Source organism: Ruegeria sp. YKSD179 (assembly GCF_059612885.1).
Window position 1 is genome coordinate 1 of the sequence record NZ_JBXWRL010000006.1, and the last position, 25,566, is coordinate 25,566.

25 protein-coding genes and 1 tRNA gene are annotated in these 25,566 nt (G+C 53.6%); 13 read left to right on the forward strand and 13 right to left on the reverse strand.

Features of this window, described 5'->3' with window-relative positions; translation table 11 throughout:
* Positions 1-197: 197 nt before the first annotated feature.
* Complete coding sequence (locus tag AC2FNE_RS04930) at positions 198-1,487, reverse strand: MFS transporter (protein ID WP_496804887.1); 1,290 nt, start codon at positions 1,485-1,487, stop codon at positions 198-200.
* Positions 1,488-2,690: 1,203 nt separating this feature from the next.
* On the opposite strand from AC2FNE_RS04930, the gene tyrS reads away from it, so the two are divergent.
* Entirely contained in the window at positions 2,691-3,935 is a 1,245-nt protein-coding gene (tyrS, locus tag AC2FNE_RS04935; protein WP_496804888.1) for a tyrosine--tRNA ligase, read from the forward strand.
* Positions 3,936-4,030: 95 nt separating this feature from the next.
* On the opposite strand, the gene AC2FNE_RS04940 is transcribed toward tyrS, so the two are convergent.
* Positions 4,031-4,747 (reverse strand): hypothetical protein, encoded by a 717-nt coding sequence (locus AC2FNE_RS04940; protein WP_174823051.1) that lies wholly within the window; start codon positions 4,745-4,747, stop codon positions 4,031-4,033.
* 187 nt (positions 4,748-4,934) lie between these two features.
* On the opposite strand from AC2FNE_RS04940, the gene AC2FNE_RS04945 reads away from it, so the two are divergent.
* Positions 4,935-5,690 (forward strand): 3-hydroxyacyl-CoA dehydrogenase, encoded by a 756-nt coding sequence (locus AC2FNE_RS04945; protein WP_170608798.1) that lies wholly within the window; start codon positions 4,935-4,937, stop codon positions 5,688-5,690.
* A gap of 167 nt (positions 5,691-5,857) precedes the next feature.
* On the opposite strand, the gene AC2FNE_RS04950 is transcribed toward AC2FNE_RS04945, so the two are convergent.
* The 3 genes from AC2FNE_RS04950 to AC2FNE_RS04960 all read right to left on the reverse strand — a co-directional run bounded on the left by AC2FNE_RS04950 (position 5,858) and on the right by AC2FNE_RS04960 (position 9,047).
* Complete coding sequence (locus tag AC2FNE_RS04950; RefSeq protein ID WP_254442661.1) at positions 5,858-7,666, reverse strand: ABC-F family ATP-binding cassette domain-containing protein; 1,809 nt, start codon at positions 7,664-7,666, stop codon at positions 5,858-5,860.
* A 69-nt stretch (positions 7,667-7,735) separates the two neighbouring features.
* Entirely contained in the window at positions 7,736-8,476 is a 741-nt protein-coding gene (locus tag AC2FNE_RS04955; RefSeq protein ID WP_496804889.1) for a GNAT family N-acetyltransferase, read from the reverse strand.
* A gap of 97 nt (positions 8,477-8,573) precedes the next feature.
* Positions 8,574-9,047, reverse strand: a complete 474-nt coding sequence (locus AC2FNE_RS04960; protein WP_170477968.1) for an outer membrane protein assembly factor BamE — start codon at positions 9,045-9,047, stop codon at positions 8,574-8,576.
* Positions 9,048-9,131: 84 nt separating this feature from the next.
* Between AC2FNE_RS04960 and AC2FNE_RS04965 the strand changes: the two genes are divergently transcribed.
* From AC2FNE_RS04965 to AC2FNE_RS05000, 8 genes are all read left to right on the forward strand, one after another.
* Positions 9,132-9,668: a YceD family protein gene (locus tag AC2FNE_RS04965; RefSeq protein ID WP_496804890.1), complete on the forward strand. Its 537-nt coding sequence runs from the start codon at positions 9,132-9,134 to the stop codon at positions 9,666-9,668.
* A gap of 205 nt (positions 9,669-9,873) precedes the next feature.
* Entirely contained in the window at positions 9,874-10,080 is a 207-nt protein-coding gene (gene rpmF / locus AC2FNE_RS04970; protein ID WP_008756996.1) for a 50S ribosomal protein L32, read from the forward strand.
* Positions 10,081-10,104: 24 nt separating this feature from the next.
* Positions 10,105-11,193 carry a phosphate acyltransferase PlsX gene (plsX, locus tag AC2FNE_RS04975; protein WP_170608795.1) on the forward strand — a complete coding sequence of 363 codons (1,089 nt, stop codon included), beginning with the start codon at positions 10,105-10,107 and terminating at the stop codon, positions 11,191-11,193.
* Between the two features lie 20 nt (positions 11,194-11,213).
* Positions 11,214-12,185: a beta-ketoacyl-ACP synthase III gene (locus AC2FNE_RS04980; protein WP_170477977.1), complete on the forward strand. Its 972-nt coding sequence runs from the start codon at positions 11,214-11,216 to the stop codon at positions 12,183-12,185.
* Between the two features lie 96 nt (positions 12,186-12,281).
* The gene (gene ihfA / locus AC2FNE_RS04985) at positions 12,282-12,584 is read left to right on the forward strand and encodes an integration host factor subunit alpha (protein WP_008755922.1); all 303 of its coding nucleotides are present in this window, start codon (positions 12,282-12,284) and stop codon (positions 12,582-12,584) included.
* 18 nt (positions 12,585-12,602) lie between these two features.
* On the forward strand, positions 12,603-13,223 hold the full coding sequence (locus tag AC2FNE_RS04990) for a MerR family transcriptional regulator (RefSeq protein ID WP_496804891.1): 621 nt from the start codon (positions 12,603-12,605) through the stop codon (positions 13,221-13,223).
* A gap of 61 nt (positions 13,224-13,284) precedes the next feature.
* Positions 13,285-13,361, forward strand: a tRNA-Pro gene (locus AC2FNE_RS04995).
* Positions 13,362-13,422: 61 nt separating this feature from the next.
* Positions 13,423-14,502 carry a 2'-deoxycytidine 5'-triphosphate deaminase gene (locus tag AC2FNE_RS05000; protein ID WP_170608793.1) on the forward strand — a complete coding sequence of 360 codons (1,080 nt, stop codon included), beginning with the start codon at positions 13,423-13,425 and terminating at the stop codon, positions 14,500-14,502.
* A gap of 303 nt (positions 14,503-14,805) precedes the next feature.
* Here the strand turns inward: AC2FNE_RS05000 and scpB are convergent, their stop codons facing one another.
* The 6 genes from scpB to AC2FNE_RS05030 all read right to left on the reverse strand — a co-directional run bounded on the left by scpB (position 14,806) and on the right by AC2FNE_RS05030 (position 21,388).
* Positions 14,806-15,459 carry an SMC-Scp complex subunit ScpB gene (gene scpB, locus AC2FNE_RS05005; RefSeq protein ID WP_496804892.1) on the reverse strand — a complete coding sequence of 218 codons (654 nt, stop codon included), beginning with the start codon at positions 15,457-15,459 and terminating at the stop codon, positions 14,806-14,808.
* Positions 15,452-16,246: a segregation and condensation protein A gene (locus tag AC2FNE_RS05010; RefSeq protein WP_170477989.1), complete on the reverse strand. Its 795-nt coding sequence runs from the start codon at positions 16,244-16,246 to the stop codon at positions 15,452-15,454. Before AC2FNE_RS05010 ends, scpB begins: the two co-directional genes overlap by 8 nt.
* Positions 16,236-17,243, reverse strand: coding sequence for a beta-N-acetylhexosaminidase (gene nagZ / locus AC2FNE_RS05015; protein ID WP_496774151.1), 1,008 nt, complete (start codon positions 17,241-17,243; stop codon positions 16,236-16,238). The genes AC2FNE_RS05010 and nagZ overlap by 11 nt, the downstream gene beginning before the upstream one ends.
* The gene (locus AC2FNE_RS05020) at positions 17,240-18,358 is read right to left on the reverse strand and encodes an SPOR domain-containing protein (protein WP_496804893.1); all 1,119 of its coding nucleotides are present in this window, start codon (positions 18,356-18,358) and stop codon (positions 17,240-17,242) included. The genes nagZ and AC2FNE_RS05020 overlap by 4 nt, the downstream gene beginning before the upstream one ends.
* Positions 18,359-18,397: 39 nt before the next feature.
* Positions 18,398-20,143, reverse strand: a complete 1,746-nt coding sequence (gene argS / locus AC2FNE_RS05025) for an arginine--tRNA ligase (protein WP_496804894.1) — start codon at positions 20,141-20,143, stop codon at positions 18,398-18,400.
* A 102-nt stretch (positions 20,144-20,245) separates the two neighbouring features.
* On the reverse strand, positions 20,246-21,388 hold the full coding sequence (locus tag AC2FNE_RS05030; RefSeq protein ID WP_170608789.1) for a deoxyguanosinetriphosphate triphosphohydrolase: 1,143 nt from the start codon (positions 21,386-21,388) through the stop codon (positions 20,246-20,248).
* A gap of 76 nt (positions 21,389-21,464) precedes the next feature.
* Between AC2FNE_RS05030 and AC2FNE_RS05035 the strand changes: the two genes are divergently transcribed.
* Positions 21,465-21,788 (forward strand): HesB/IscA family protein, encoded by a 324-nt coding sequence (locus AC2FNE_RS05035; protein WP_170608788.1) that lies wholly within the window; start codon positions 21,465-21,467, stop codon positions 21,786-21,788.
* A gap of 60 nt (positions 21,789-21,848) precedes the next feature.
* A complete protein-coding gene (gene xth / locus AC2FNE_RS05040; RefSeq protein ID WP_170608787.1) occupies positions 21,849-22,628 on the forward strand; it encodes an exodeoxyribonuclease III in 780 nt (259 codons plus the stop codon).
* A gap of 4 nt (positions 22,629-22,632) precedes the next feature.
* Here xth and AC2FNE_RS05045 read toward each other — a convergent pair whose 3' ends face one another.
* Together AC2FNE_RS05045 and dksA are read right to left on the reverse strand one after the other, a co-directional pair.
* On the reverse strand, positions 22,633-23,781 hold the full coding sequence (locus AC2FNE_RS05045) for an FAD-dependent monooxygenase (RefSeq protein WP_496804895.1): 1,149 nt from the start codon (positions 23,779-23,781) through the stop codon (positions 22,633-22,635).
* A gap of 72 nt (positions 23,782-23,853) precedes the next feature.
* Complete coding sequence (dksA, locus tag AC2FNE_RS05050; RefSeq protein WP_170478164.1) at positions 23,854-24,276, reverse strand: RNA polymerase-binding protein DksA; 423 nt, start codon at positions 24,274-24,276, stop codon at positions 23,854-23,856.
* A gap of 367 nt (positions 24,277-24,643) precedes the next feature.
* On the opposite strand from dksA, the gene AC2FNE_RS05055 reads away from it, so the two are divergent.
* Positions 24,644-25,489, forward strand: a complete 846-nt coding sequence (locus AC2FNE_RS05055; RefSeq protein WP_170478003.1) for an AAA family ATPase — start codon at positions 24,644-24,646, stop codon at positions 25,487-25,489.
* Positions 25,490-25,566: the final 77 nt, after the last annotated feature.

Below are 25,566 nucleotides of genomic sequence, written 5' to 3' on the forward strand. Positions count from 1 at the left end.
AGGGCCGGATCCGCCCTTTACAGCATTTAAAAATGAATGTCTGTTTTGTTACGGAGCAGACATTCAGGTAACCTTTGGGTGCCGCATTGCCGCAAATGGCAGGTTTGTCCGGCACCGCAAAGTCGACATAGAGCGAATTCACTGAACGTTGGCATTGGGCTAAAATTGCCGAATGCTGCAAGTCGCACAAATGGCTGCTATTCAATCTTGGCGGTAAGCCGTTTGGCTAAGATGCCGATTAGGAACACGGACATGACGAGAAACACAGCGCCAAACATCCAAGCCGTGGGTGTGGAGTAGACCTCAGCAATAGCGCCGGCCAAAATCAGGCCCAAAGCTGCTCCAAGTTGTTGTATCAGCGATCTAAGAGACAGCATTGTAGATCTCTGGCTGTTTTCTACGCATCTATGAAGAATACTGCTGGCTGGCGTTTCAGAAACACCAAGGACAACGGAATAGATGATGAAAACCGTCACAAAGCCGACGATACTGTCCTGTAAAGCCAATGCGATCTGAACGCCCGCCATGCAAGCAAAAGCCGCCGCAAGTGCAATTGCGTGCCGCCGTCTGAAAATCCGACTGATGTAAGGGGACAGCGACGCGCCGAAAGCTATTGAGAAGAAATAGGCAGCGGTCAGGATACCAATGATAGTGTTTTCATAGCCTTCCTCCAACATTGGCTTGGCATGGGTCGGCCAAATCACCTCGACTGGATTGGTCGCCATTAGGAAAAACGCCAGCGCTGCCAAAAGTACCGACAACGCCGGATGTCTCAATGCGAGAAGAGTTGCATCTTTGATCACCAGGGGCACAGTGGCAAACCCCTGTTTCAGAGCATGAGGATTCAACGGGCGCGGTTTTTCCACAATGAAAAACAGGGTATAGACGAACACCCCAAGCATCACTGCTAGGCTCGCCGCGTAAGACACATCATAGATGCTGACACCCAGTCTCTTTGCCACCGAGCCAAAGAGATCGGGCAAAAGGCCTCCTAAAACAGACCCCACCGCCAAGCCCATGGCATTGGCCCATTGCGCCTTTGCAAGAGCAGGTTGAACATCCACATTCGGCGCAGCGGCTTTGAAGGTTTCGACGAACCAAGCGTCGAGCGTGCCCGACCGCAATGCGCGTCCAAAACCGATGAAGACAAACGAGAGCGCGAGAACATAGAAATCGCTTGTCGAGAGAAAGAGAGCGAGTGAAACCACGCTGGCGACGACCGCGACCAGAAAGACTGGCTTTCGTCCAATGTTGTCGGCCAATCCGCCGAACGGGAGTTCCATCGCCATGGTTGTCAGTGAGTAGACCCCAAAAAGAAGCGAAATCTGGAAGAGATTCATGCCTCGATCGGTCAACGCCAGTGCAACAACGGCGACCGTCAAACCCATCGCAAAACGATCGAGAAACTGGTGGACCTGAAACACCCGGATGTGCCGTCTAGCTGGAAAGGTCAGCGCAGCGAAGGAGAATTTTAATTCCGTTGCCATGCTCGCACCTTCAGCCTTGCAGGCGATCTGCGCAATACCTCCGCAGAGGCGATGTCCATCCCGCGTGCGTAAAAACGTCGTTCGAACAAGCGCTGCTAAAGCTCACTTTGTCCGCGCAGCGGACGAGGACGCTTCCCAACGTTGGGTCCGCTAAGATATGGAGCTGAACCACGTCGGCAGTCTGGATGATACCCGCGCCAACTTATTGATAAAATTTATATTTCGCACAGAACTTTTGGCTGATCATTGATAACGTCAGCTTTGCCCGCAAAGTAGTCGTTCGTTCGGATCAAACGCCCGTAGGCGCTGCGAACGTCTGCATCAACCCAATGATAACATACTGCGACATCAAGAGGATTAGTAACCTTGAACCCATGGCCCCGGAGATTGCAAATATTCTCCACTAAAATCGCGCTGCAAGTACGTCAATCGGTGAAGTCCACTTTTTGTCCGACCACCCTACGTATTTCAGTAAGTTATCTACTATACCAATGGCTTCAACCACTGTGTTGAGATCATCTGTAACTTCGAGGATCTAATTGTCGACACGAATGTATCTGTTTCCTTTGCCAGAAGCAGGAAGGTTTCACTTGTCCAAATCACCAATATCTGTCCAGTCTAGGTCTGCAGGTAACTTTGCGCCTCGTGTGTATCGCTTGATTTGCCCAGGTGGGACAGTTTTCGGGCCTTTTCACCCTACATGCTGCTGTGTCCGCGATCCGTAGAAACCGAAAATTTCAGCTTTTGGGCCCAAGGCGGTTGCTCACTCAATCTCGGTGAACGCCCACTTTGCGGCAGGAACCTCCATCCGAAACGCTAGTCTAGTTAATAAAGACATGACCAGAACCCAAATCCCCGTTGGGTTTAGTGACCTTTGGATATTCTGCATAGCCACTGCACCCAAATTTCCTTTCAAGCTCTGGTAAATCACCTAGGCGAGGATCGGGAAGGGTGTTAGGGGGTGGTGACTGCCACTATTTCTTTGAGAATATGTTTAGGTATTTCCTTGCCCCAGATCTGGCACTGGACAACATGTCTCGAGTAGTGACTGGACATTCGTGAAGACATAAGGAATTAGGAAACAATGTCCAACGAAACTTTGCCCTATTCGTGTGGACAGGCGGGTCTGGTTTGATTTCCACTGACCTATAACTTCCACCTGCCCTTGCCGAAAGGGCCAAAACAAAAGGCCTGTTGAGCGTCATGAACTACCACCCCAAATCGGATTTCATCGCCACGATGATCGAGCGCGGCTTTCTTGCCGACTGCACCGATTATCAAGGCCTGGATGAAGCACTGATAAGCGGGGTACAGACTGCCTATATCGGCTATGACGCCACTGCGCAGTCGCTGCACGTGGGCCACCTGATGAACATCATGGTTCTGCGCTGGTTACAAAAAACCGGACACAAACCAATTACGTTGATGGGCGGGGGCACAACAAAGGTGGGTGATCCCTCATTCCGTTCAGACGAACGCCCCCTTCTAGGTCCTGATCAGATCGACGCCAATATCGAGGGCATGAAGCAAGTATTCTCAAAGTACCTGTCCTATGACGACAGCGAAACTGGAGCCTTGATGCTCAACAATGCCGAGTGGTTGGACGATCTGAATTACCTTGATTTCCTGCGCGACATTGGACGGCATTTTTCGGTCAACCGGATGCTTTCGTTTGAATCGGTGAAATCTAGGTTGGACCGCGAACAGTCGCTCTCGTTTCTCGAATTCAACTACATGATTTTGCAGGCGTATGACTTCCTTGAGCTAAATCGCCGCTACGGCTGTGTGCTGCAAATGGGCGGGTCGGACCAATGGGGAAACATCATAAACGGCATAGACCTGACACGCCGTGTGTTGGATCATGAAATCTATGGACTGACCACTCCACTGCTTACAACTAGTGACGGCCGCAAGATGGGTAAGTCACAGGGGGGTGCTGTTTGGCTAAACGGAGACATGTTATCGGCCTACGAGTTCTGGCAGTTCTGGCGAAATACAACAGATGCTGATGTTGGTCGGTTCCTGAAAATCTTCACCGAGTTGCCAGTTGACGAGTGTGATCGTCTAGCGGCACTGGCGGGATCAGAAATAAACGAGGCAAAGATCCGTTTGGCGAATGAAGTTACTAGCCTACTGCACGGGACCAACGCCGCAATCAATGCTGAAGCCACCGCCCGCGAAGTATTTGAGCGAGGTGGTGTTGGAGACGACTTGCCAACTTTGACGTTATCCGGAGGAGAGTTACCGATTTCGGTCGTTCAATTGATAGTCAAATCGGGGCTCGCCAAATCTGGGAAAGAAGCCAAGCGCCTGATTGCCGAAAACGGAGCGAAACTTGACGATGCTCCATTAACTGACGCCGGCTTGATGATCGATCAAGGAATTCTGTCCTCACCCGTTAAGTTAAGCGCCGGTAAAAAACGGCATGCGCTGGTTCAGCTGGGATAGGTTCTTGCCGGAGCGTTAAAACAGCAAGTGACCACTTAATGAGGTGGTCACTTTTGTTTCCTAGCGAGTCGCGTGCTTTCTTAGGGTCGCAAATCTTATTTTTTGCCTTTGCCGCCCTTGTCACCATTTCCACCTTTTCCGGCGCCCTTCCCGGGGCTATCTTTCCCCTTTCCAGGTCCGTCTTTCCCCTGGCCGGGGCCATCTTTTCCCTTGCCAGGTCCGTCGTTTCCAATGCTGGGGCCGTCGTTTCCATTGTCGGGGCCATCTCCAGTTTCACCGGGTCCATCGTCGTCGTTACCCGGTTCGTTGCTTCCCCCACTGTCATTTTCTCCGCCGTTTTCGGAATTCCCGCCGCTATTAGCGCCGCCGTCGCTTGGACCAGCACCATTGCCCTCACCGAAGCTTTCTCCACCAGAGTTGCCAACGTATTGCCCATCACCGGTTTCTCCATTAGCGCTCAGCCCGACATCATCTCTGTCAGAGTCCCGGTTTTCACCGCCGGTTCCAGCGGCTTGAGCATTTGTTAGATTGGCTGTTGGAAGATCAGTCAACAATTCGGTAAGCCCCGGGCATTGCGCTGACGTTGCTTGCAAAGTGTGACTGAAGTCCGCCCTGTTTTGCAACCGCTTAATAAAGCTGGGCGTTACGTGCGTGCAGTCACACAAAGCGGCGTAATTCCCACTGCTTGCGACGTTACGAGCGGTTCGCCAATCGCAAACGTCTTGTGCAGCTTCTGCGCTGCCGAGCATCATTGCGCCAAGTGCTGGCGCGGCGATAGCTGCGCCCAGAACCTTTCGGTAACTCTCTGACATTTCCATACCTCTTGGCTGAAAAATCCCGACTGGGACAGGCTGTTCAGTGCCGAGGTGGTGACCGAGCGTGAAGCAAACATGAAAGATCGCTGAGGATTCCTTCAAGATAAGCTTGCTTCAATTTTGTGGACACGCCCCAAAAGATGCATTTAATGAACATCTGTTCATATCCAACAAGGAGAGAAACATGGAACTTTCCGATACAGCTGTGATCATCACCGGCGGTGCGTCTGGCCTGGGTGAAGCAACAGCTCGTTACTTCTCGGAACACGGCGCGAAAGTAACAATTCTGGATCGGGATGCTGAACGCGGCAGTAGTGTCGCGTCCGAGATCGGTGGCTATTTTGCCGAAACCGATGTCACTGATGAGACTTCGGTTGCCTCAGCTGTTTCGTTGGCTGCGGAGAGCATGGGCAAGATTACCGCTGCAGTAAACTGCGCCGGGATCGCATATGGGATCAAAACAGTGGGCAAAGATGGGCCACACCCTTTGGACGCATTTCAGCGAACGATTGACATCAATCTCGCGGGCACTTTCAACGTCTCGCGACTTGCTGCGGCCGAAATGGTCAAGAACAGCCCTGACCCGGACGGCGCTCGTGGTGTGATTATCAATACTGCTTCCATCGCCGCTTTTGACGGCCAAAAGGGGCAAGCTGCCTATGCAGCGTCCAAAGGTGGCGTAGTCGGCATGACGCTTCCGATGGCACGCGATCTGGCGTCCAGCGGGATACGGGTTATGACCATTGCACCGGGTATTTTCATGACACCCATGTTGGCCGGATTACCAGAAGATATTCAGGCCCAGCTTGCTGCTGACGTCCCAAATCCGGCTCGGTTGGGGGACCCGCGTGAATACGGGCGTTTAGCCGCTTTCATTGTTGAAATGAGTTATCTGAATGGAGAGGTAATCCGCATAGACGGCGCACTGCGAATGCGTTGATAATGTTCAACAACTGGCTACGCGCGAAAGTGCAGAGTGCTGGGCGCTTGAAATATTTATAGGTACGACCGAAAAGCACGCGCTGCGGCCTTTTTAGGCCTGCCAAACAGTTGGTCGCGACAGAAAAAGGAACGTCTCAGTGATCGCCTGACATTAAGATCGAAAGCTCACGCACCCTCGGCCTTTTCTTCGAGCGTCAACCATTCCTCTTCGGCCGCAAGCAGTCTTTCTTGCCTCTCAACCAGTGCGTCAGTTGCCTTCTCGAACTTCACAGGTTCACGATTGAACAGGTCTGGATCCGACATCAACTCCTCCAACTTGGCAATTTCTGCCTCCAGCCGAGAAATTTCGGAAGGTAGTTTCTCAAGCCGGTGCCTTTCTGAGAACGACAAGCCTGCTTTGGGTTTGGATTCTTGTTGAACCTTTGGCTTCGAAGACTTTGCCTTAACTGTGGTTTTCTGAAAAATGTCACCCCGCTGCGCGACATAGTCTGACCACCCGCCGGCATAAACCGTAGCGCGGCCATCACCTTCCATCGCAATAGTAGTAGTCGCAACGCGATCCAAAAAATCCCGGTCGTGACTGACCAAAAGGACGGTGCCGTCAAAGTCATCCAACAGCTCTTGCAACAAATCCAACGTCTCGACATCCAGATCGTTGGTTGGCTCGTCGAGCACCAACAGATTGGATGACTTTGCCATCAACTTTGCAAGCAGCAACCGGGCTTTTTCACCTCCGGACAAAGACTTGACCGCAGCCCTTGCCTGTTGATCGTCAAACAGAAATTCCTTGAGATAACCGACGACGTGTTTTGGTTGCCCTCGAACCATGACTTGATCAGCCTTGCCTGAGACTCGCATTTCCGGATCACCAGTCAGGGAATCCCAAAGCGACATTTCAGGATCCAGCTGGGCCCTTGCCTGATCGAAAACCGCGATCTCCAGATTGGTGCCCAGAAGGACTGATCCAGAATCAGGCTCCTCTTGCCCAAGCAACATTTTCAGTAACGTTGTTTTCCCCACACCGTTAGGGCCGACAAATGCCACGCGGTCACCGCGTTGAACCAACAGATCAAAGTTTCGGACGAGCTTTTTGTCGCCGAAACTCTTCGCCAACCCTTTAGCCTCTATCACTTTGCGACCGGATTTGGGCCCCGCCTCCAGAGACATAGCGGCCGCCCCTTGACGCTTGATCTGTGCGGCTTTTTCGGCGCGCAAAGCCTGCAATGCGCGTACACGACCCTGATTACGCTTGCGACGGGCGCTAATGCCTTCGACCGCCCAGCGGGCTTCTGATTTGATCAGGCGGTTCAACTTGTGCCGCTGCTGATCTTCTTCTTCCCAAGTTTTGTCCCGCCAGGCCTCAAATGCCTCAAAACCCTGTTCCTTTCGACGCACGACACTGCGGTCAATCCACAAGGTTGCACGGGTAAGTGCTCGCAAGAATGCGCGGTCGTGGGAAATCAGTACATAGGCCGCGCGTGATGCGCCCAATTCGCGTTCCAACCAAGCAATCGCTTCAATATCCAGATGGTTAGTTGGTTCGTCCAGAAGCATCAAATCGGGTGCTTCGGCCATAAGCTTTGCCAGTGCTGCCCGTCGCCGTTCGCCACCCGAAGCCGTTTCAACCGCGCGAGAAGGTTCGAATTTCAAGCCTTCGCCAGCACGTTCGACCTTGTAAAGTTCCCCCGGCTCCAAACCGCTGGAAGCATAATCGCCCAACGTCGCGAACCCCTCCATCTCCGGATCCTGTTCCATGTAGCCAGCGGATTTTCCTGGAGGGATCACTATCTGCCCATGATCAGGTTCGACCAACCCAGCCATCACTTTCATCAAAGTTGACTTGCCTGATCCGTTACGGCCCACCAACGCAACGCGGTCACCGGGCTGAACAACCAGATCCAGACCGGAAAATAACGGATCGCCCCCAAAGGTCAGCGAAATGCCGGACATCTGCAACAAAGGAATTCTCGCCATGCCTGCCAGCTAATACGGCAAAGCGAAAGCGTCAACGTCCCGAGCGGCTCGTTTTCCTGAATTCTGGGTTCAACCTGATACGGCCCTAAGCAAGCGCTTGCGAGTCGGGGGAATGGCCCCAATTTCGAGACCAGTGAATACATGCAACGTGTTCATATGCCGATCCACTACGGCATGATCGCTCACCCAACCTCCCATCATCAGATAGGTGCGCAATAAGGGGGGCATTCGAAGCATAGCTTTTTTCGCGTCCGGGAGCCGACGCAAACGTGCGGCAAAACGAAACACATCAGGCGCCTTAACCCGCGGCAACCAGCGCTTGGGCGCAAGGTGCTTTTGTTTGAGCATTGCGAACGCATCCAGATACTCATCAGTTTCGATGCCTTCAAACGACGAACATCCGAACAGCAATTGAACATCGTTCTGATCAACAAAGGTAGTCATCGCACCCCACGCGACTCGTATAATATCTGGGTCGGTCCATTCAGGGTGAATGCAAAAGCGCCCCATCTCGACCATTCGGCCTCTAAAATTTTGAAGCGCTGTTAAATCGTAGTATTGCGCGGAATAGCTATTCGCGATTTCCGTGCCTTCGTGCATTGTCAGCATGCGAAAGCAACAAACCAAACACCCGCCATATCGCGTATCCTCGACCAAGATGTGATCGCACATTTCGTCAAAAACGTCGCTGTCGGTTTGTTTGGTCGCAAAGGCCAGCGTCCTCAACTCCTGAGCTGCTGCAATATCCTGCGGCGACTGCGCTTGCCTTGCAAGATACCGACCTTTGTTCAAGACATCTGCTGTGACCATGGTCGCATTCCCCACGGTTGCTGACCTGTTTGTCCTTGTCGCGTCCCTAACATAGAAAATGTGACGACCCTGTGAAATCACAAGCCAGTGGGCAAAATTAGTTGTTAGCCCCGGGAATATTCGCTGGGTTGAAGTTGCCGATATTGCCCAGCAGCTGCCGAAGGAAACCTTTGTTTTGGACACTGGAATCGGTCACCCGACGATCGAGCACAACGACCACCCCGTCCTCAAGACCGAAACGTTCGACGTTGCGGACTATCCCACGCTGGTCAAAGCTAATCGCTACCAGTTCGCGCGACACCACCTCGGGGCGCTTTGGACCATAGTGGCGAATGCGTGACGACACATAATAATAATCTGAATCCCGCACTACACCGGACGAACTGGGTGCACCGATCGTCTCAACAACTGTGTCTCGTGTATCGACGCCTACCTTGATTTCTGCCAAATCTTCGGGTGGCGGGACATAACCGTGCTTCTTTACAATCGGGGTGCAGGCAACCGTCAACAGTACGCTGCCAACGGCCAGCGCCCTGATCACCGGTTTCGCTTTGTTAGTCACCTTCAACATTCACACCCTCTTGCCTTGGCTTCGCACGGCTTCTATCCGATTACAGAAACCATTGCCGTGGTTCAACACAGGAAAGGGTCACAAATGACCGAAACCAACCCATTGCGTGTCGCCGATCTGCAGCAGAACGCCCCCACGCCATTTGAATTGCGCCCGGGAACCACCGAATTGGAAAGGCTGAAACGGGATCTGGACCTTTTGGGTTTACGAAAGCTTTCCTTTGTCGGCAACGTACGGACGCAGGGTAAACGGGATTGGGTTTTGAATGCGAAACTAGGTGCAACAGTGACCCAACCTTGTGTTGTCACCCTTGAACCGGTGACGACTCGTATCGAAACCCCGGTTCACCGGGTATTTCTTGCTGAATGGGACGAGCCTGACGAACCTGAATTCGAAATGCCCGAAGATGACGACACCGAGGCACTTGGTCCCTACATTGACCTTGCAACAGTTATGGCCGAGGCCTTGTCTCTGGCGCTGCCCCAATATCCAAGGAAAAAAGATGCCGTCCTTGGCCAAAGCTCCTTTACCGAACCTGGGAAGCAGGTCATGTCGGACGAGGAAGTCAAACCCTTTGCTGGGTTGGCCAGTCTGCGCGATGCTTTAAAAAAAGACGAGTGACAGAGCCTTGATTTCCTGTCATAGCAGTCGCTCAGAAAAATCGCTTGAACATGCCGAGAATCGCAGTATTTTCGCGCGCTCATCGGAATTTAGGTTGGACATCGCGGCGTTCGTCGCCTAAACGCGCGTCAAACCAAGAAAAAACGAAGAACGAAACCCGGCCAGCAGCGAATCTGCAGGCCCCAGTCAGACAAAGGTTGAGACCATGGCCGTCCAACAGAACAAAGTTTCCAAGTCGCGTCGCAACAACCGCCGCGCACACGACGCTCTGGTTGCTGCTAACCCGAACGAATGCCCGAACTGCGGCGAGCTGAAACGCCCACACCACGTCTGCGCTTCCTGCGGCCACTATGACGATCGTGAAGTCGTTGCGCAGGCTGATGAAATTGACTTGGATGAAGACGCGGCCTAAGCCCGACAGAGCATCGGCCAAGGTATGACGGACCAGCCCACGCAAACCGGAAGGACAGTCATCTCGGTTGACGCTATGGGCGGAGATTCCGGTCCGGCGGTCGTTGTTGCAGGCATAGCCAAGTCTGCAAGCATAAACCCCAAGATCGGGTTCGTACTTCACGGTCACGAAAGCGTTTTGCGCAAACTGGTTTCAAAACGGCGTGTTCTTGATGGGCGCGTCGTTTTTCGTGATTGCCCAGATGTTGTCACGATGGAAGACAAGCCCAGCCAGGTCGTACGCAGCGGTAAAGAAACATCCATGTGGTCCGCGCTGGAGTCTGTACGGCAAGGCGAAGCGCATGGTGCCGTATCTTGCGGAAATACTGGCGCATTGATGGCGTTATCGATGATGCGCCTTCGCAAACTACCGGGTGTCAACCGCCCCGCCATCGCCATACTGTGGCCTTCGCGCAACCCGCAGGGGTTCAATGTGATGCTCGATGTTGGGGCAGATGTCCGAGCTGATGCCAAGGACCTGTTGCAATACGCGTTGATGGGCGCCTCTTATGCAAGAAACGGCATGGCATTGGCTCGTCCTCGGATCGGATTGTTGAACGTCGGCACTGAAGAGCACAAAGGTCGGGCAGAGCTGAAAGAAGCGCACGCCATGATTTCGGATTTTGCAGAGCAGGCAAATTTCGATTTTGTCGGCTTTGTCGAGGGCAGTGATATTCCGGGTGACAAGGCCGATGTCATTGTAACTGATGGGTTTACTGGCAACGTTGCGATTAAAACTGGCGAAGGCACGGCTAGCCTGATCGGCGATTTGCTGCGCGAGGCATTTAAGTACTCCCCGCTGTCGCGACTGGCTTCGATCCTTGCGATCACTTCACTGAACCGCCTGAAGAAACGAATTGATCCGCGTCGTGTAAACGGAGGCGTGTTTCTGGGTTTGAACGGTACCGTGATCAAGTCGCACGGTGGCGCCGACGCAACCGGAGTTTCCGCCGCGATCAAGCTGGCCTTTACATTGGCCGAATCCGGCTTCTCTGAAAAATTGGCGGCACGGGTTGCATCCACAGCCGCGCTTGCACAAGATGCCGCGCAATCTGCATCGCAGTTCGAAGAATAACAAAAAGGCAGTACCCGAGCATGGCAGGCCGTTCAGTTGTTGTAGGTGTTGGGCATTACCTGCCCAAACGTGTTGTCCCGAATGCTGAATTTGAAAAAACCTTGGACACGACGGATGAATGGATAAGAACCCGTTCTGGGATCGAACGCCGACACTTTGCAGCAGATGACGAAACCACTTCGGACCTAGCGACATTCGCGGCCCAGAACGCCCTGAAGGATGCGGGGCTTGTGGCAGACGACATCGATGCAATTGTTTTGGCGACTTCCACTGCCGATCTAACCTTTCCGTCTGCCGCAACGATGGTACAAGCTCGTTTGGGAATGACCAGGGGCTTTGCGTTCGACGTGCAAGCGGTATGTGCTGGATTTGTTTTTGCTCTTAGTAATGCCAACGCACTGATTCTGTCGGGTCAGGCGGAACGCGTTCTAGTAATCGGCGCGGAAACATTTTCCCGAATTATGGACTGGACTGATCGATCCACATGCGTCCTGTTCGGCGACGGCGCAGGCGCTTTGGTTCTCGAACGGCAGGAGGGGGAAGGAACTTCGCAGGATCGCGGCATACTTGCGATCGATCTGAATTCAGACGGTCGCTACAAAGACCTGCTTTACGTGGATGGTGGAGTTTCGACGCAATCTACCGGACATCTTCGCATGCAAGGCAATCAGGTTTTCCGACATGCCGTTGAAAAGCTTTCGAAAACTGCGGAAACCGCGCTGGATCGCGCGGGATTGAATAATGACGATGTCGACTGGATAGTGCCCCATCAGGCCAATATTAGAATCATTCAGGGTACCGCTAAAAAGATGGGCGTACCCATGGATCGGGTTGTGGTAACGGTTCAGGACCACGGAAACACTTCTGCGGCTTCAATTCCGCTGGCGCTGTCGGTTGGCAAAGAACGGGGCCAGATAAAACCGGGCGACTTGATCGTGACTGAGGCGATTGGCGGCGGTCTGGCGTGGGGTGCAATCGCACTGCGTTGGTAACCGGCACAAACCAGCTTACACAGCCACCTGCAATTCATTGATATTGACAGCGAATTTTGCATCGCCGTATGATTTGCTATCAACAGGGGAATTGGCATGGGTGACAAAACACTAACCCGAATGGATCTAAGCGAGGCCGTCTTTCGTGAGGTTGGCCTTTCACGCAATGAAAGTGCTCAACTCGTCGAAAGCGTATTGAACCACATGTCCGACGCATTAGTGCGTGGAGAGCAGGTAAAGATTTCGTCTTTTGGTACTTTCAGCGTTCGGGATAAAACCGCTCGCATCGGTCGCAATCCTAAGACCGGCGAAGAGGTTCCGATCCAACCACGCCGTGTCCTTACGTTCCGCCCGTCGCACCTGATGAAGGATCGCGTCGCCGCTGGGAACCGCAAGTAAGCCCGAGGTTCCAAAGAGATGAGCAAGTCACCCGACGCATTTCGCACCATAAGTGAGGTTGCGGACTGGCTCGGCGTACAGGCGCATGTTCTAAGATTTTGGGAAAGCCGCTTTTCACAGGTCAAACCTGTCAAACGAGCTGGCGGTCGTCGATACTATCGACCCAATGACATGCGGTTATTAGGCGGAATAAAGAAGTTGTTGCATGATGATGGTATTACCATCAAAGGCGTACAACGTATTCTGCGTGAAGAGGGTGTCGCCCACGTCGCTGCACTTTCACCCGACATCGACGAAGCCGCAGTTGAAAAGGTTACGGCAGATACGACTGTGGTGCCCTTTGCCGCCAAACCATCACCCTCTGCAGAACAAATCCGACTGGACCTGCAGGATACAGAAAGCCAGCGGCCATCCCGAAAGGCGAATGTAGCTGTTTCGCAGGAAACGACCTCCCCTGGCGCTGATGCAACCACATCGCCTATGGAAGACGCTGACGGCACCCCGCCGATAGTAAGTGGAGTTGCAGCACTTGCTTGGAATCGATCAGAATTTGACGATGATCTTTTGAATCGGATCGCCCCCATTGCACGGGATCTCCGCGCTTGGCTGGATCGGGTCGATGGCCGGGCAGCGGGATAACAATAACGGCGATGTTTTCCTCTTGCCCCTGCCGGGAAAGTCTTTATGTACACCCCATCGTCGGGCTATGGCGCAGCCTGGTAGCGCGTCCGTCTGGGGGACGGAAGGTCGCAGGTTCAAGTCCTGCTAGCCCGACCAAATCACACCGGCGTATACGGCACACAGGCCAGGTCCCACTCTGGTGTAAGGAGGGATCAGCATGACAGGCGTGTGCGCGAACCAGCAGATACAAGCGATGATAGACCGCGGTGAAATTACCGCTAACCCCGCAGTCATGTCCGAACAAATCCAACCAGCCAGCCTGGATTTACGACTTGGAACAATAGCTTATCGGGTCCGAGCCTCTTTCCTCTCTGGCGAAGGCCGCACGGTCGAAGACAGCCTTCGCGAATTTGAGATGCATCGAATCGATATCGCGGACGGCGCGGTACTGGAAAAAGGATGCGTCTACCTTGTTCCATTGATGGAGTCGCTCGCGCTACCGCCAGGCGTCAACGCTGTCGCCAACGCAAAAAGCTCTACCGGTCGCCTCGATTTGCTGACCCGTACTATTACCGATGGCGGAACTGAATTCGACCGCGTTCCGGCGGGATACGCCGGACCGCTTTATGCCGAAATTTGCCCAAGATCATTTTCGGTTCTTGTTCGTCCAGGAATGCGGCTTAACCAAATTCGTTTCCGGCAAGGACAGGCGGTACTAAGCGATGACGAGCTAACCACTTTGCATGCGGAGTCCCCATTGGTTGACGGCCCTGCAGTTATTCAAGACGGACTGGGGTTTTCTGTCGACCTGCAATTGCCAGATACCGATCTGGTTGGCTATCGCGCTAAGCCGCACACTGGGGTAATCGACCTCGACCGCATCGGAGGATATGATCCACAGGACTATTGGGAAGAAGTACGCACCGATGAAGGCCGCATCATCCTAGACCCGGGTGCTTTCTACATACTCGTCAGCCGTGAGGCCGTACATATCCCTCCAATGTATGCCGCAGAAATGGCTCCCTATCTGGCGATGGTGGGTGAGTTCCGCGTGCACTACGCCGGATTCTTTGACCCGGGCTTCGGTCACGCGGCTGCTGGCGGAGCCGGATCACGTGGAGTTCTTGAGGTGCGCTGCCATGAAGCTCCGTTTGTTTTGGAGCATGGTCAGGTCGTGGGCCGATTGGTTTACGAGAGAATGGCCGAACTACCTACTCAGCTGTACGGAGCGGGGATCGCGTCGAATTATCAGGGACAGGGCCTAAAGCTATCCAAGCACTTTAGGTCCGTCGATTAACCCTTAGAATTTCATGAAACGCCGCGCATTGCGGGACAAACGTTGTGTTTGCCGCATGACCTGTTTCTGGCGTTTTAAATTGTGCGGTCCATTGCGAGATGCATTCGACGCTTGATCTTGATTAGAATGCGCGCGGGCATCTGTTGCCCTACTTGCCCATTCAAACCCCTTATCGACCCCGCTTTTGACAATGCGTCGCATAACTTGGCGCACAATCATATCGATAATTCTATTGGCATTCATTACTCTTCCCTTTTCTTACCTCAAGACAGACGGTTTTGCGGCTCAAAAGGTGCGAGTTGATCAATCTTCCTCAAACAATTCCGATTGATCGTCATCTTCACTTTCCTCTGGCGCACCCAACGGCGCAGCACCTGGCGGTGGTCGGTTTTCAAGCAGCCCGGCTGCGCGCAGCTCCTTAAGCCCCGGTAAGTCACGAGCGTTTTCCAGTCCGAAATGGTCAAGAAACTGTGGCGTCACCACAAAAGTGACCGGACGGCCCGGAGTCATTCGACGACGACCCAACCTGATCCACTCCATCTCCAGCAATTGATCAATTGTACCGCGCGAAACTGAAACACCGCGAATCTCTTCGATCTCGGCGCGGGTACACGGTTGATGGTAGGCTACAATAGCCAGTGTCTCGATTGCTGCGCGGCTAAGTTTGCGGGTTTCCACGGTTTCCTTTTGCATTAGGAAACCCAAGTCTGGTGCTGTACGAATAGCCCAAGCTTCGCTAACCTTGACCACACGCACGCCACGTCCTTCGTAACGTTTCTGAAGCATTTCTATCGCTTGCGCCGCGTCGCTGCCGTGGGGCATACGTGCTTCTAAATCAGCAATTGTCACTGGTTCAGAGCTGGCAAACAGAACAGCTTCGACCATGCGCTCTTGTTCAGAAAGCGGAGGCGCTTCGAAAAGAGTGCCAGTGCCTTCGTCCTGCGGGGCTTCAGTCACGGGTTTCAGTCCTCTTGCGCAATTGGATCGGAGCAAAGGTATCGCTTTGCTTCATTTCCATATGTCCTTCCTTCACCAATTCCAGCGAGGCCGCAAATGTCGCAGCAGTTGCCGACCTTCGGCGTACGGGATCGGTGTCCCATCCTTCTGGCAAATAGGTCTCCATATCAGTCCACGTCCCGGCAAAACCTATCAATGGCCGCATTCGCTCTAACGCCTGCTCCATGGTGAAGACGGCGTCGCGATCCATAACGAAAGGACGAAATTCATCCCGAGTGCGAATGCGGGCATACCCCTGCATCAGATCCAGAAGCGTCGCAGAATACGTCACAGTTCGAATACGCGTGACGTCCTCACCCTGCCCACGCTTAAAAAAATCGCGTCCCAGTTGGTCGCGCGCCATCAGCCGTGCGGCAGCGTCCCGCATCGCCTGAAGACGCTCCAACTGAAAGGCCAGATGTGCGGCAAGCTCCTCACCCGTAGGTCCGTCTTCGTCGGGATCGGGAGGCAAAAGCAGCCTGGATTTGAGAAATGCAAGCCAAGCTGCCATCACCAGATAGTCTGCTGCCAATTCGATCCGTAACGCGCGAGCACGTTCAACAAAGGCAAGGTACTGCTGCGCCAGCGCCAAGACCGAGATTTTCCGCAAGTCGACCTTTTGTGTACGGGACAACATCAAAAGCACGTCCAACGGGCCTTCAAACCCGTCAACATCCACAATCAGCGCTTCGGCCGCAAGACGATCGGCGACCGAAATCGGGTCTTCGCTGATAAGGTTATCTGACATATACCTGCCCGCCCATTAGGCGAGATAGTTCCGCTTCGGCGGCCTGGATGTCAAGCGCCTGCGGCTGTGATCGCATTGCAAGCGCCCGTTCTGCACGCGCCTGCGCCTCACCGGTCATTTCCCCCGCAGCCTCCAGTACTGCTTCTCGATCAGCCAGCGAAGCGTTACAATGCAGAACCACGTCGCATCCCGCGCTTAATGCCTGAGCAGCGATTTCTGCGGGCGTACCGCGCAACGCTTTCATTGAAATGTCGTCTGTCATAATCAGCCCATCAAACCCGATTTCTTCGCGGATAACTGCCATCATCCGAGCAGAAAGCGTGGCTGGCTGAGAGTCTATTTGGTCGTAGACCAAGTGAGCAGTCATGCCCAAAGGCAAATCTTTGAGCGCTCGGAACGGCGCGAAGTCATCCGTTTGCAGTTCTTCCAGAGGCAAGTCGACATGCGGTAGATCATAATGGCTATCCAAAGTCGCGCGCCCATGGCCTGGCATATGTTTCAACACCGGTAAAACACCTGCATCCAAATGGGCTTGCGCCACCGCGCGACCAATTTGAGCAACTCGCTTCGCATCCTCAGCATAACAACGATTACGCAAAAATGCATGAGTCTCCGCCCGCGCGACATCCACCATGGGCGCGCAGTTGCTGTCGATTCCAAGCGACAAAAGCTCTTGCGAGATCAAGCGGTATCGCAGATACATCGTCCGTTCTGCAATGTCGCCGGCAATTTTAGCGTGCTCCAAAGGCGGCATCCATTCACGAGCCAAGGGGGCGCGCAAGCGTTGTACACGACCGCCTTCTTGATCAATCGTTATGAGACAGTCTCGTCCCACAGCTTCTCGAAAATCGCCGCACAAAGAGCGAACTTGATCTGCAGTTTCGATGTTGCGAGCAAATAGGATGAACCCAAAAGGGTTCATCCGACGAAACAATCTTTTTTCTTCAGGCGTTAGCCGCGTGCCTTCAGCATCCGTGATAGCAGCGCCAAATTTCACCGCACGGCAACCGGAATGCAATCCGCCCCTTGCGCCACTAGCGCTGCGCAAAACTGGCGTGATTCACTCAGATCATCGAAACCAAGAACCCGCAGGCGATAAAACGTCCTCCCTCCACTTGAAGTTTTCTGAATAACTCTTTGCTTTCCCTTCATATACTCGCCAAATTTTGCAGCGGCCTGATTCCATTCTTCCCGAGCCACATAATCGCTTTCATATGCACCAAGCTGAGCGAGACGCGTGCCCTTGGCAAGAGATTCGGGATCAACATCCAACCCTGCTGCTGCCTTTACAGCGGCATTAATCGAGGTTTCGGTGCCACTGCTAGGTGATATCCCGCCTTGTGTCATACTACGAGCTGGTCGAGAGTGAGGTCGCAATGACCTACGCACTCCAGGCAAGGCTGCAATCGCCGGGTCCGGCAGCTGAGCAGCCAGATCTGCAGGATCGATGGCCGGTTCCTCTTCGGGCGTCGCTAAAGACGCAACTTGAACGCCCTGCTCTGCTGACGGCTCGGAATTCGCTACCTTCCCGGCCAGTTCTGCAACTAGCGCGTCAACAGCGTTCTGCCTCAGCTTGGCGGCCTCATCTTTGGAAATCTCCTGTTCGACAACATGAACCGCTTTCGTCGGCTTTAGATCGCCCATCGGAGCATCCTCGTCCGACAGTGAAACAGGGCGTGGGGCAAGGATTAATCGATCTGCAGGAGCCGCAGCCGAACCCACGGCCGCCACCGTGTTAACCGCTAGCCCTTGATGATCAGCTGGTGACCCACCGGGATTTTCGGGTTGAATACGCATCGGTCCTTCGATCGCGCGCACTACGGGCACTCCGCTGACGTCCCGCATAATTAGTTGGTATCCCCAAACCGAGACCCCGGCGACCAAAGCCAGCGACGCCATTGCACCCAGAAAGTTGGCCATTCGAGCCAAACCGCCTGTCCCGCGCGGCGTTTCCTCATAGCCATCAAAGTCTTCGGGATAGTTCTGAGCATCCCGCGAATACAACTGATTCGGGTAATTCATTTGCTCAGGACGCAATTGCCCCGAGGGATCGTAACTCGCCATGTCCGCCTCACTGCCCGTTTCGCGCCCAAAATTTGGCGCGCGGGTCATTTCTTGCCTACCTCAGACCGACGGTTCGGGCGATGTTTGTCACCGCATCTCCTGCGCCGGAGTAACGCCAAGAATACCCAAGCCCGCTGAAATCACAACAGAAACTGCCCGGGCCAATGCGATTTTTGACTGACTTGTGGCCACATCGCCATCTTGAATAAAGCGCAGCTGAGTTTCGTCATTGCCCCTGTTCCAAAGCGCGTGGAAATCTCCTGCGAGTTCATAGAGATAGAAGGCGATCCTGTGTGGTTCATTAGTTCGCGCAGCGATTTCAACTAAACGTGGCCATTCGGCCAGTTTTTTGGCTACAGTCAGCTCTGCAACGTGGTCAATCTTGCTCAAATCCGCAGCAGACAGCGTGGCGTCGTCCGCAGCAATGCCGGCTTCCGCCGCCCTACGCAGCACACTCATCACACGGGCGTGGGCGTATTGAACGTAGAACACAGGGTTTTCGCGGCTCTGCTCCAGCACCTTGTCGAAATCAAAGTCCAATGGTGCGTCGTTCTTACGGGTCAACATGACAAAGCGGGTCACGTCCGGGCCGACCTGATCCACCACGTCCCTGAGGGTGACAAAGGTTCCTGCCCGTTTAGACATCTTGAACGGCTCGCCGTTTTTCCACAGTTTCACCAACTGAGTGAGCTTGATATCCAGCGGAACTTTCCCATCGGAAAGAGCTGAAACAGCTGCCTTCATCCGCTTGACGTAGCCACCATGGTCAGCACCAAACACATCGATCAGCGCATCAAAGCCGCGTGACACCTTGACATAGTGATAGGCGATATCAGGCGCGAAATAGGTCCAGCTGCCGTCCGATTTCTTCACCGGGCGATCGACATCGTCCCCATGTTCCGTAGATTTGAATAGAGTTTGCTCGCGCGGCTCCCAGTCTTCCGGCTTTTTGCCCTTGGGCGGCTCTAATACACCCTCGTAAATCAGCCCCTTTTCAGTCAGCGATTGCAGCGCTGCCTCGATACGGCCGGTGCCATAGAGCGACTTTTCTGAGAAAAACACGTCCATCTCGACACCCAGCGCCTTCAGGTCTTCGCGGATCAAATCCATCATCGCATCGGTGGCGAAGGTGCGCAGATCCTCCAGCCATTCGCTTTCGGGCTTGTCGATCAGGCTATCACCGTATTTCTCTTTCAACGCCTTGCCGATTGGGATCAAATAATCTCCGGGGTATAGCCCTTCGGCGATCTCTGGGCTTAACCCATTTGCTTCGCGATAACGTTCATATGCGGACCGCGCCAGCACATCCACCTGAGCACCGCCATCGTTGATGTAGTATTCGCGGGTCACATCATGGCCTGAGAAGGCCAAAAGACTTGCTAACGCGTCACCGAAAACCGCACCTCTCGTATGGCCAACATGCAGTGGGCCAGTTGGGTTGGCCGAAACATATTCGACGTTTACCTTTTGCCCGTGCCCCATGACGGAGCGACCGTAATCCGCACCTTTTTCAAGAACTGCTGCCAGCACGCCTTGCCAAACTGAAACAGTCAGCCGCAGGTTCAAAAAACCCGGTCCAGCCACCTCTGCGCTGCTGATACGATCATCATCTGCCAGTTTTCCTGCCAACGCCTCCGCAATGTCCCGTGGCTTCATCCGGGCCGATTTGGCCAACACCATGGCAGCGTTGGTCGCCATGTCACCATGGGCGGCATCGCGCGGAGGCTCGACCGTCACGTTATCAAAGCTCAACCCTTCGGGCAGAGCTCCCTCGGACTGCATCTGCGCCAGCGCGTCCAACACCAAGCCGCGGATCTCGGAAAACAGGTTCATTTCGGGTGTCCTTTTACTTGCCCGGCGGTTTAACACGCATCACGGCAAGGTCAATGCGCGCCTAAACTTCACGTAACTTCGGCCAGTATGGAAGTCGAATGATCAAGTTCCGGTTAGTCTTGCATGATCCTGCAGGGCAAATCGATCCGTCATACCGGCAATGTAATCCGAAACGATCCGCGCAAGGGCGGTTTCATCACCGGCGGCTTCGATATCTCCGTGCCAGCGCGACGGCATTTGTTTGGGATCGTTTAGGTAAATTGGAAACAGGTCTTGGACGACCTTGCTGACCTCAGCTCGCACACCCATGACACTGGGTGCCCTGTACATGCGGGTAAACAGAAACGCGCGGATTTCCTTGAGCTTGGCCCACAAGTTGCTCGAAAACTGAATCACTGGATATCCCAGATTTCGGATATCCTCGACAGACTGCGCGTCGGAACACGCGATCAACTCGCGCGATGTCTCGATCACGTCGGAAACCATCACACCAAAAACGCGCCTAAGCGCTTCGTGCCTGCGGCGATAATCGTCCAGTCCGGGATACTTTCGATCAACGTTAGCATAGCAAGCGTCTACGATCGGCAATTGTTGAATTTCTTTGTCAGTGAACAGCCCTGCCCGTAACCCGTCCAGCAAATCGTGGTTGTTGTACGCAATATCGTCGGACAACGCCGCAACTTGGGCTTCAGCGCTTGCGTGTGTGTGCAACTCCAGATCGAAGTCGGAATTGCATTCAGCCAGCGCCCAAGGCAATTGACCCAGTACAGGGCCATTGTGTTTTGCGATACCTTCCAGGCATTCCCATGTCAGGTTACACCCATCGAAATCCGCATAGTGACGCTCAAGCTTTGTAACGATTCTAATGGCTTGAGCGTTGTGATCAAACCCACCGTAGGGCTCCATTAGTACGTGCAGCGCATCCTCTCCCGTGTGCCCAAACGGTGTGTGGCCAAGGTCATGCGCCAAAGCCACTGCTTCGGTCAACTCAACGTTCAGACCCAAAGCTCCGGCAATAGTACGAGCAACTTGCGCAACTTCGATGGAATGGGTCAAACGCGTGCGATAGCTGTCGCCTTCGTGCTCAACAAACACCTGAGTCTTGTGTTTGAGGCGCCGAAAAGCACTCGCGTGAATGATGCGGTCACGATCACGCTGAAAGCATGACCGGAAACTGCTTTCTTCCTCGGCCACAAGTCGCCCTCGCGAACGACCCGGGTCCGAGGCAAAACCCGCTCTGTCCAAAGGTCTTGTCCTTGTCGCCTGTCCTTGCAATTTCTATATTGGAAGGAGTAGAGGAAATAAACCTTTGGAGTCCGGCATGAATCTGCCTCCTACAGTTACAGATCGCGCTTTTGATCGCCTTGCCGAAATTGGCGCAGCCGATCAAGGGCAGGCATTGCGCGTCGCGGTAGAAGGCGGCGGATGTTCCGGTTTTCAATACGAAATTGCGCTGGACGAACCGACGGAAGATGATCTGATCCTGGAAGGTAAGGGCCAGAAAGTCATTGTCGACTCAATTTCTCTGCGCTTCCTGGAAAATGCGGTAATCGACTTCACGCAGGAACTGATCGGCGCACGGTTTGTTATTGAAAACCCCAACGCAACTTCGTCCTGCGGATGTGGGACATCATTCTCAATGTGATCTTGCCCTGACCGTTTGGTTGAGAGATAGATCAATCGGCAGCTAGCCGGAGGATTGCGTATGAAAGTCGCCACATTCAACATCAACGGCATCAAAGCGCGAGCCGAGGCCCTGCCCCGCTGGCTCGACGAAGCACAGCCTGACGTGGTTTTGCTTCAGGAAATCAAATCAGTTGACGAAAACTTTCCGCGCGAGATGTTCGAAGAGCGTGGCTATAACGTCGAAACCCATGGTCAAAAAAGCTTTAACGGCGTCGCAATCCTTTCAAAGCTTCCACTTGAAGATGTCCGCCGTGGACTTCCCGGAGACGATGCAGATGAACAAGCGCGGTGGATTGAGGCCACCATTGTGGGAGAGAAAGCTTTGCGCATCTGCGGCCTTTACCTGCCGAATGGCAACCCTGCACCGGGACCGAAATTTGACTACAAACTCGCGTGGATGGACCGATTGTATGATCGGGCCCGCGACCTTTTGGTTGCGGAAGAGCCTGCTCTTATGGCCGGTGATTACAACATTATCCCTCAAGCAGAAGACGCCAAACGCCCCGACGCTTGGCGCGAGGATGCACTATTCCGCCTTGAGAGCCGCGAAGCCTTCCGCAAGATATTGAACCTCGGGTTCACCGAGGCGTTTCGCGCCGTGACGCAAGGACCCGAACACTATTCATTTTGGGACTATCAGGCCGGTGCATGGAACCGAAACGATGGCATCCGTATCGATCATTTCCTGCTCACGCCTCAAGCAGCTGATCTGATGCGCGACTGCCAAATCGATGCCGAGATTCGCGGACACGAAAAGCCTTCGGACCACGTACCGGTATGGGTCGATCTGGACTTTTAACGTTCTATGCCGTGGCGTCGTAGTCGTAAATCCAGTCATAACGGCGACCCATTCTAGGGCCCACCGCTTTCAGAAGCATTTGTGCAGCCAAGCGCATAGGGCCGCTCAGGTGGAAGTTTCGTGCATTTGCCGATGCCACGTCGACAACCCGGCGCGCCCTTGCTGATCGAGCATGTTCGTATTTTTCAAGACTTTCAGCCAAAGTGGTCCGTTCAAAAGATCGCGCCAAGACCCAAGCGTCCTCGAGTGCCAAGCAAGCCCCTTGCGCCATGAACGGTAATGTCGGATGCGCAGAATCACCCAAAAGGGCGATACGCCCATTCTGCCAACTCCCGGCAACTGGACGCAAGAACAGTGCCCATAGATAGGTTTCCTGCACTTTTTGAAGAACCTCGCGCACATTTCCACCAAAGTCGGAAAAACGAGCACGCAGTTCGTCGGGGTCACCCTTCAAACGCCACCCTTCTTCTTGCCAGTCAGAACGTTCTTCGACCGCGACGATGTTCAGAAGGCTCTGATCACGCAGCGGATAGGTCACTATATGACGCCCTGGCCCCATAGTGAGATGGGCCTTCGGTGAACTGAGATTGCGATCCCAAGGAATGGTGGCTCGCCAAGCAACCTGCTTTGTGAATCTCGGACGCTCTTGATCGTTCAAAGTGGCGCGGATTTCGCTGCGTCCACCATCAGCGGCGATCAAGCAATCGACTCTGAGCGGCTGACTATTCGGCAGACGAATTTCAACCGGCCCCGAACTTTCCTTTATATTTTGAACTTTGGTTTTCAGCCGGATCTCAACATCTTCCTTGTATGCTCGCTTCAAAAGCAAATCTATAAGATCGGCCCTGTGATAGTAATAAGTCGGTCCGGCCAAGGGTTGGGGAATCAGACTAATGAATCTCCCGTTTTTATAATCACGCAGAACCGTGCCGTGTGAGATTTGAGCCTGCTCAGGTGACTCTTTGACTACACCAAGGGCGCGAAGCACGGTCATTCCATTTGCGCTGATTTGCAGCCCGGCCCCGACTTCCGTTATTTCAGGCGCTTGCTCAAGAACCACAACTTGCGCACCCAACATACGCAGTGCGATTGCCGCGGCAAGACCACCGATACCAGCCCCGACTACGGCAAATTTCAAATCAGCTACGTTCATAAATTTGAAGTATCCCACAAAAAACGCCGGAGCCACAGGCTCCGGCGTTTCTCAATTCCTGCAATACAGCAATCAATCGTCGCGGTGAACTTTCTCACGGCGCTCATGACGCTCCTGCGCTTCCAACGTCATGGTCGCGATGGGTCGCGCGTCGAGACGCTTCAACGAAATCGGGTCGCCTGTTTTTTCACAGTATCCGTATTCTCCCTCATCGATCCGACGCAATGCTGCATCGATCTTGGCGACCAGCTTGCGCTGGCGATCACGGGTTCGCAATTCCAGCGCGCGATCGGTTTCCTCGCTCGCGCGGTCGGCAACGTCCGGAATATTGCGGGTGTTGTCCTGCAGCCCTTCGATCGTGTCGCGGCTGCCCGCCAAAAGTTCATTCTTCCAATCCAACAGCTTGCGGCGGAAATACTCAAGCTGACGATCATTCATGAAAGGTTCATCTTCGGCCGGACGGTAATCTTCCGGCAGAAAAACTTCCTGCTTCATATTGGCTCCTTCGGTATGGCCAGAAACGTCGGTCGCGGTCGTTTCACCTGACATTTGGCACCCCCTTCTGCGCAGCGTTTATCTGACGGACGTAGGAATGTCACTACACAAACGTAGGACTACCACGTCGTTTCCTAAACCGATCTAATAGTGAGACTTTTATACACAAAAGTCTGTTTTTCTGTGGAATCTACGGGGCGTTTTCAAGGCGAACTGAAAACGAAAGAAGAGCAAATCACAGGCGAATCAAATCGAATGCGCGCACAACCTGATCATCAGCGGCAACCCGACGTTGCGGCCCGCTTGTAAAAGAGACCGTCCAACTGTAACCCAGCAAGCGATAGATGCGAAATCGAATGAGGCACTTATGACGGCACGTTTCCAAGGCACAGCAGAATATGTTGCCACCGACGATCTAAACATCGCAGTGAATGCCGCTGTCACGCTGGAACGTCCGTTGCTTGTCAAAGGCGAGCCGGGTACCGGAAAGACTGAGCTTGCCAAACAGGTGGCCGGCGCACTGGGTTTGAAAATGATCGAATGGAATGTGAAATCCACAACGCGCGCCCAACAAGGCCTTTATGAATATGACGCCGTCAGCAGATTACGCGACAGTCAGCTGGGTGAAGAACGCGTGCATGACGTTTCGAACTATATCCGCAAAGGCAAGCTTTGGCAGGCTTTTGAAGCGGAAGAAAAGGTTGTTTTGTTAATCGACGAGATCGACAAGGCCGATATTGAGTTCCCAAACGACCTACTACAAGAACTCGATAAGATGGAGTTTCACGTCTACGAAACTGGCGACACAGTACAAGCAAAGCACCGCCCAATCGTTATCATTACTTCAAACAACGAAAAGGAACTGCCCGACGCTTTCTTGCGCCGTTGTTTCTTCCACTACATACGTTTCCCGGACGAGTCGACAATGCGCAGGATCGTCGAAGTTCACCATCCGGGAATCAAGGACGCACTGCTTACTACCGCCCTGACCCAGTTCTATGAAATTCGTGAGACCCAGGGCCTCAAGAAGAAACCTTCAACTTCAGAGGTGCTGGATTGGCTCAAGCTGCTGCTTGCCGAAGATCTGACGTCCGAGGACTTGAAACGCGACGGTGTCAACGCGTTGCCGAAATTGCACGGTGCATTGCTGAAGAACGAACAAGACGTGCACCTTTTTGAAAGGCTGGCCTTTATGGCCCGCAGCAAGCGGTGACCACGCAACAATCCGCGTATCAATTCATGAACATGACTTGCGCTGGACCAAACCGAATGTCAGCATCCTAATTTAAT

Excerpts from the sequence above, each read along its gene's own strand:
- plsX (WP_170608795.1), top strand. The coding sequence starts at position 10,105 with ATGACGGACCAGCCCACGCAAACCGGAAGGACAGTCATCTCGGTTGAC.
- AC2FNE_RS04950 (WP_254442661.1), bottom strand. The coding sequence starts at position 7,666 with ATGGCGAGAATTCCTTTGTTGCAGATGTCCGGCATTTCGCTGACCTTT.
- AC2FNE_RS05000 (WP_170608793.1), top strand. The coding sequence starts at position 13,423 with ATGACAGGCGTGTGCGCGAACCAGCAGATACAAGCGATGATAGACCGC.
- xth (WP_170608787.1), top strand. The coding sequence starts at position 21,849 with ATGAAAGTCGCCACATTCAACATCAACGGCATCAAAGCGCGAGCCGAG.
- AC2FNE_RS04930 (WP_496804887.1), bottom strand. The coding sequence starts at position 1,487 with ATGGCAACGGAATTAAAATTCTCCTTCGCTGCGCTGACCTTTCCAGCT.
- AC2FNE_RS04960 (WP_170477968.1), bottom strand. The coding sequence starts at position 9,047 with ATGTTGAAGGTGACTAACAAAGCGAAACCGGTGATCAGGGCGCTGGCC.
- rpmF (WP_008756996.1), top strand. The coding sequence starts at position 9,874 with ATGGCCGTCCAACAGAACAAAGTTTCCAAGTCGCGTCGCAACAACCGC.
- AC2FNE_RS05020 (WP_496804893.1), bottom strand. The coding sequence starts at position 18,358 with ATGACCCGCGCGCCAAATTTTGGGCGCGAAACGGGCAGTGAGGCGGAC.
- AC2FNE_RS04945 (WP_170608798.1), top strand. The coding sequence starts at position 4,935 with ATGGAACTTTCCGATACAGCTGTGATCATCACCGGCGGTGCGTCTGGC.
- AC2FNE_RS04980 (WP_170477977.1), top strand. The coding sequence starts at position 11,214 with ATGGCAGGCCGTTCAGTTGTTGTAGGTGTTGGGCATTACCTGCCCAAA.
- AC2FNE_RS05035 (WP_170608788.1), top strand. The coding sequence starts at position 21,465 with ATGAATCTGCCTCCTACAGTTACAGATCGCGCTTTTGATCGCCTTGCC.
- AC2FNE_RS04940 (WP_174823051.1), bottom strand. The coding sequence starts at position 4,747 with ATGTCAGAGAGTTACCGAAAGGTTCTGGGCGCAGCTATCGCCGCGCCA.
- dksA (WP_170478164.1), bottom strand. The coding sequence starts at position 24,276 with ATGAAGCAGGAAGTTTTTCTGCCGGAAGATTACCGTCCGGCCGAAGAT.
- tyrS (WP_496804888.1), top strand. The coding sequence starts at position 2,691 with ATGAACTACCACCCCAAATCGGATTTCATCGCCACGATGATCGAGCGC.
- AC2FNE_RS04990 (WP_496804891.1), top strand. The coding sequence starts at position 12,603 with ATGAGCAAGTCACCCGACGCATTTCGCACCATAAGTGAGGTTGCGGAC.
- ihfA (WP_008755922.1), top strand. The coding sequence starts at position 12,282 with ATGGGTGACAAAACACTAACCCGAATGGATCTAAGCGAGGCCGTCTTT.
- AC2FNE_RS05045 (WP_496804895.1), bottom strand. The coding sequence starts at position 23,781 with ATGAACGTAGCTGATTTGAAATTTGCCGTAGTCGGGGCTGGTATCGGT.
- AC2FNE_RS04955 (WP_496804889.1), bottom strand. The coding sequence starts at position 8,476 with ATGGTCACAGCAGATGTCTTGAACAAAGGTCGGTATCTTGCAAGGCAA.
- AC2FNE_RS05055 (WP_170478003.1), top strand. The coding sequence starts at position 24,644 with ATGACGGCACGTTTCCAAGGCACAGCAGAATATGTTGCCACCGACGAT.
- AC2FNE_RS04965 (WP_496804890.1), top strand. The coding sequence starts at position 9,132 with ATGACCGAAACCAACCCATTGCGTGTCGCCGATCTGCAGCAGAACGCC.
- AC2FNE_RS05010 (WP_170477989.1), bottom strand. The coding sequence starts at position 16,246 with ATGTCAGATAACCTTATCAGCGAAGACCCGATTTCGGTCGCCGATCGT.
- argS (WP_496804894.1), bottom strand. The coding sequence starts at position 20,143 with ATGAACCTGTTTTCCGAGATCCGCGGCTTGGTGTTGGACGCGCTGGCG.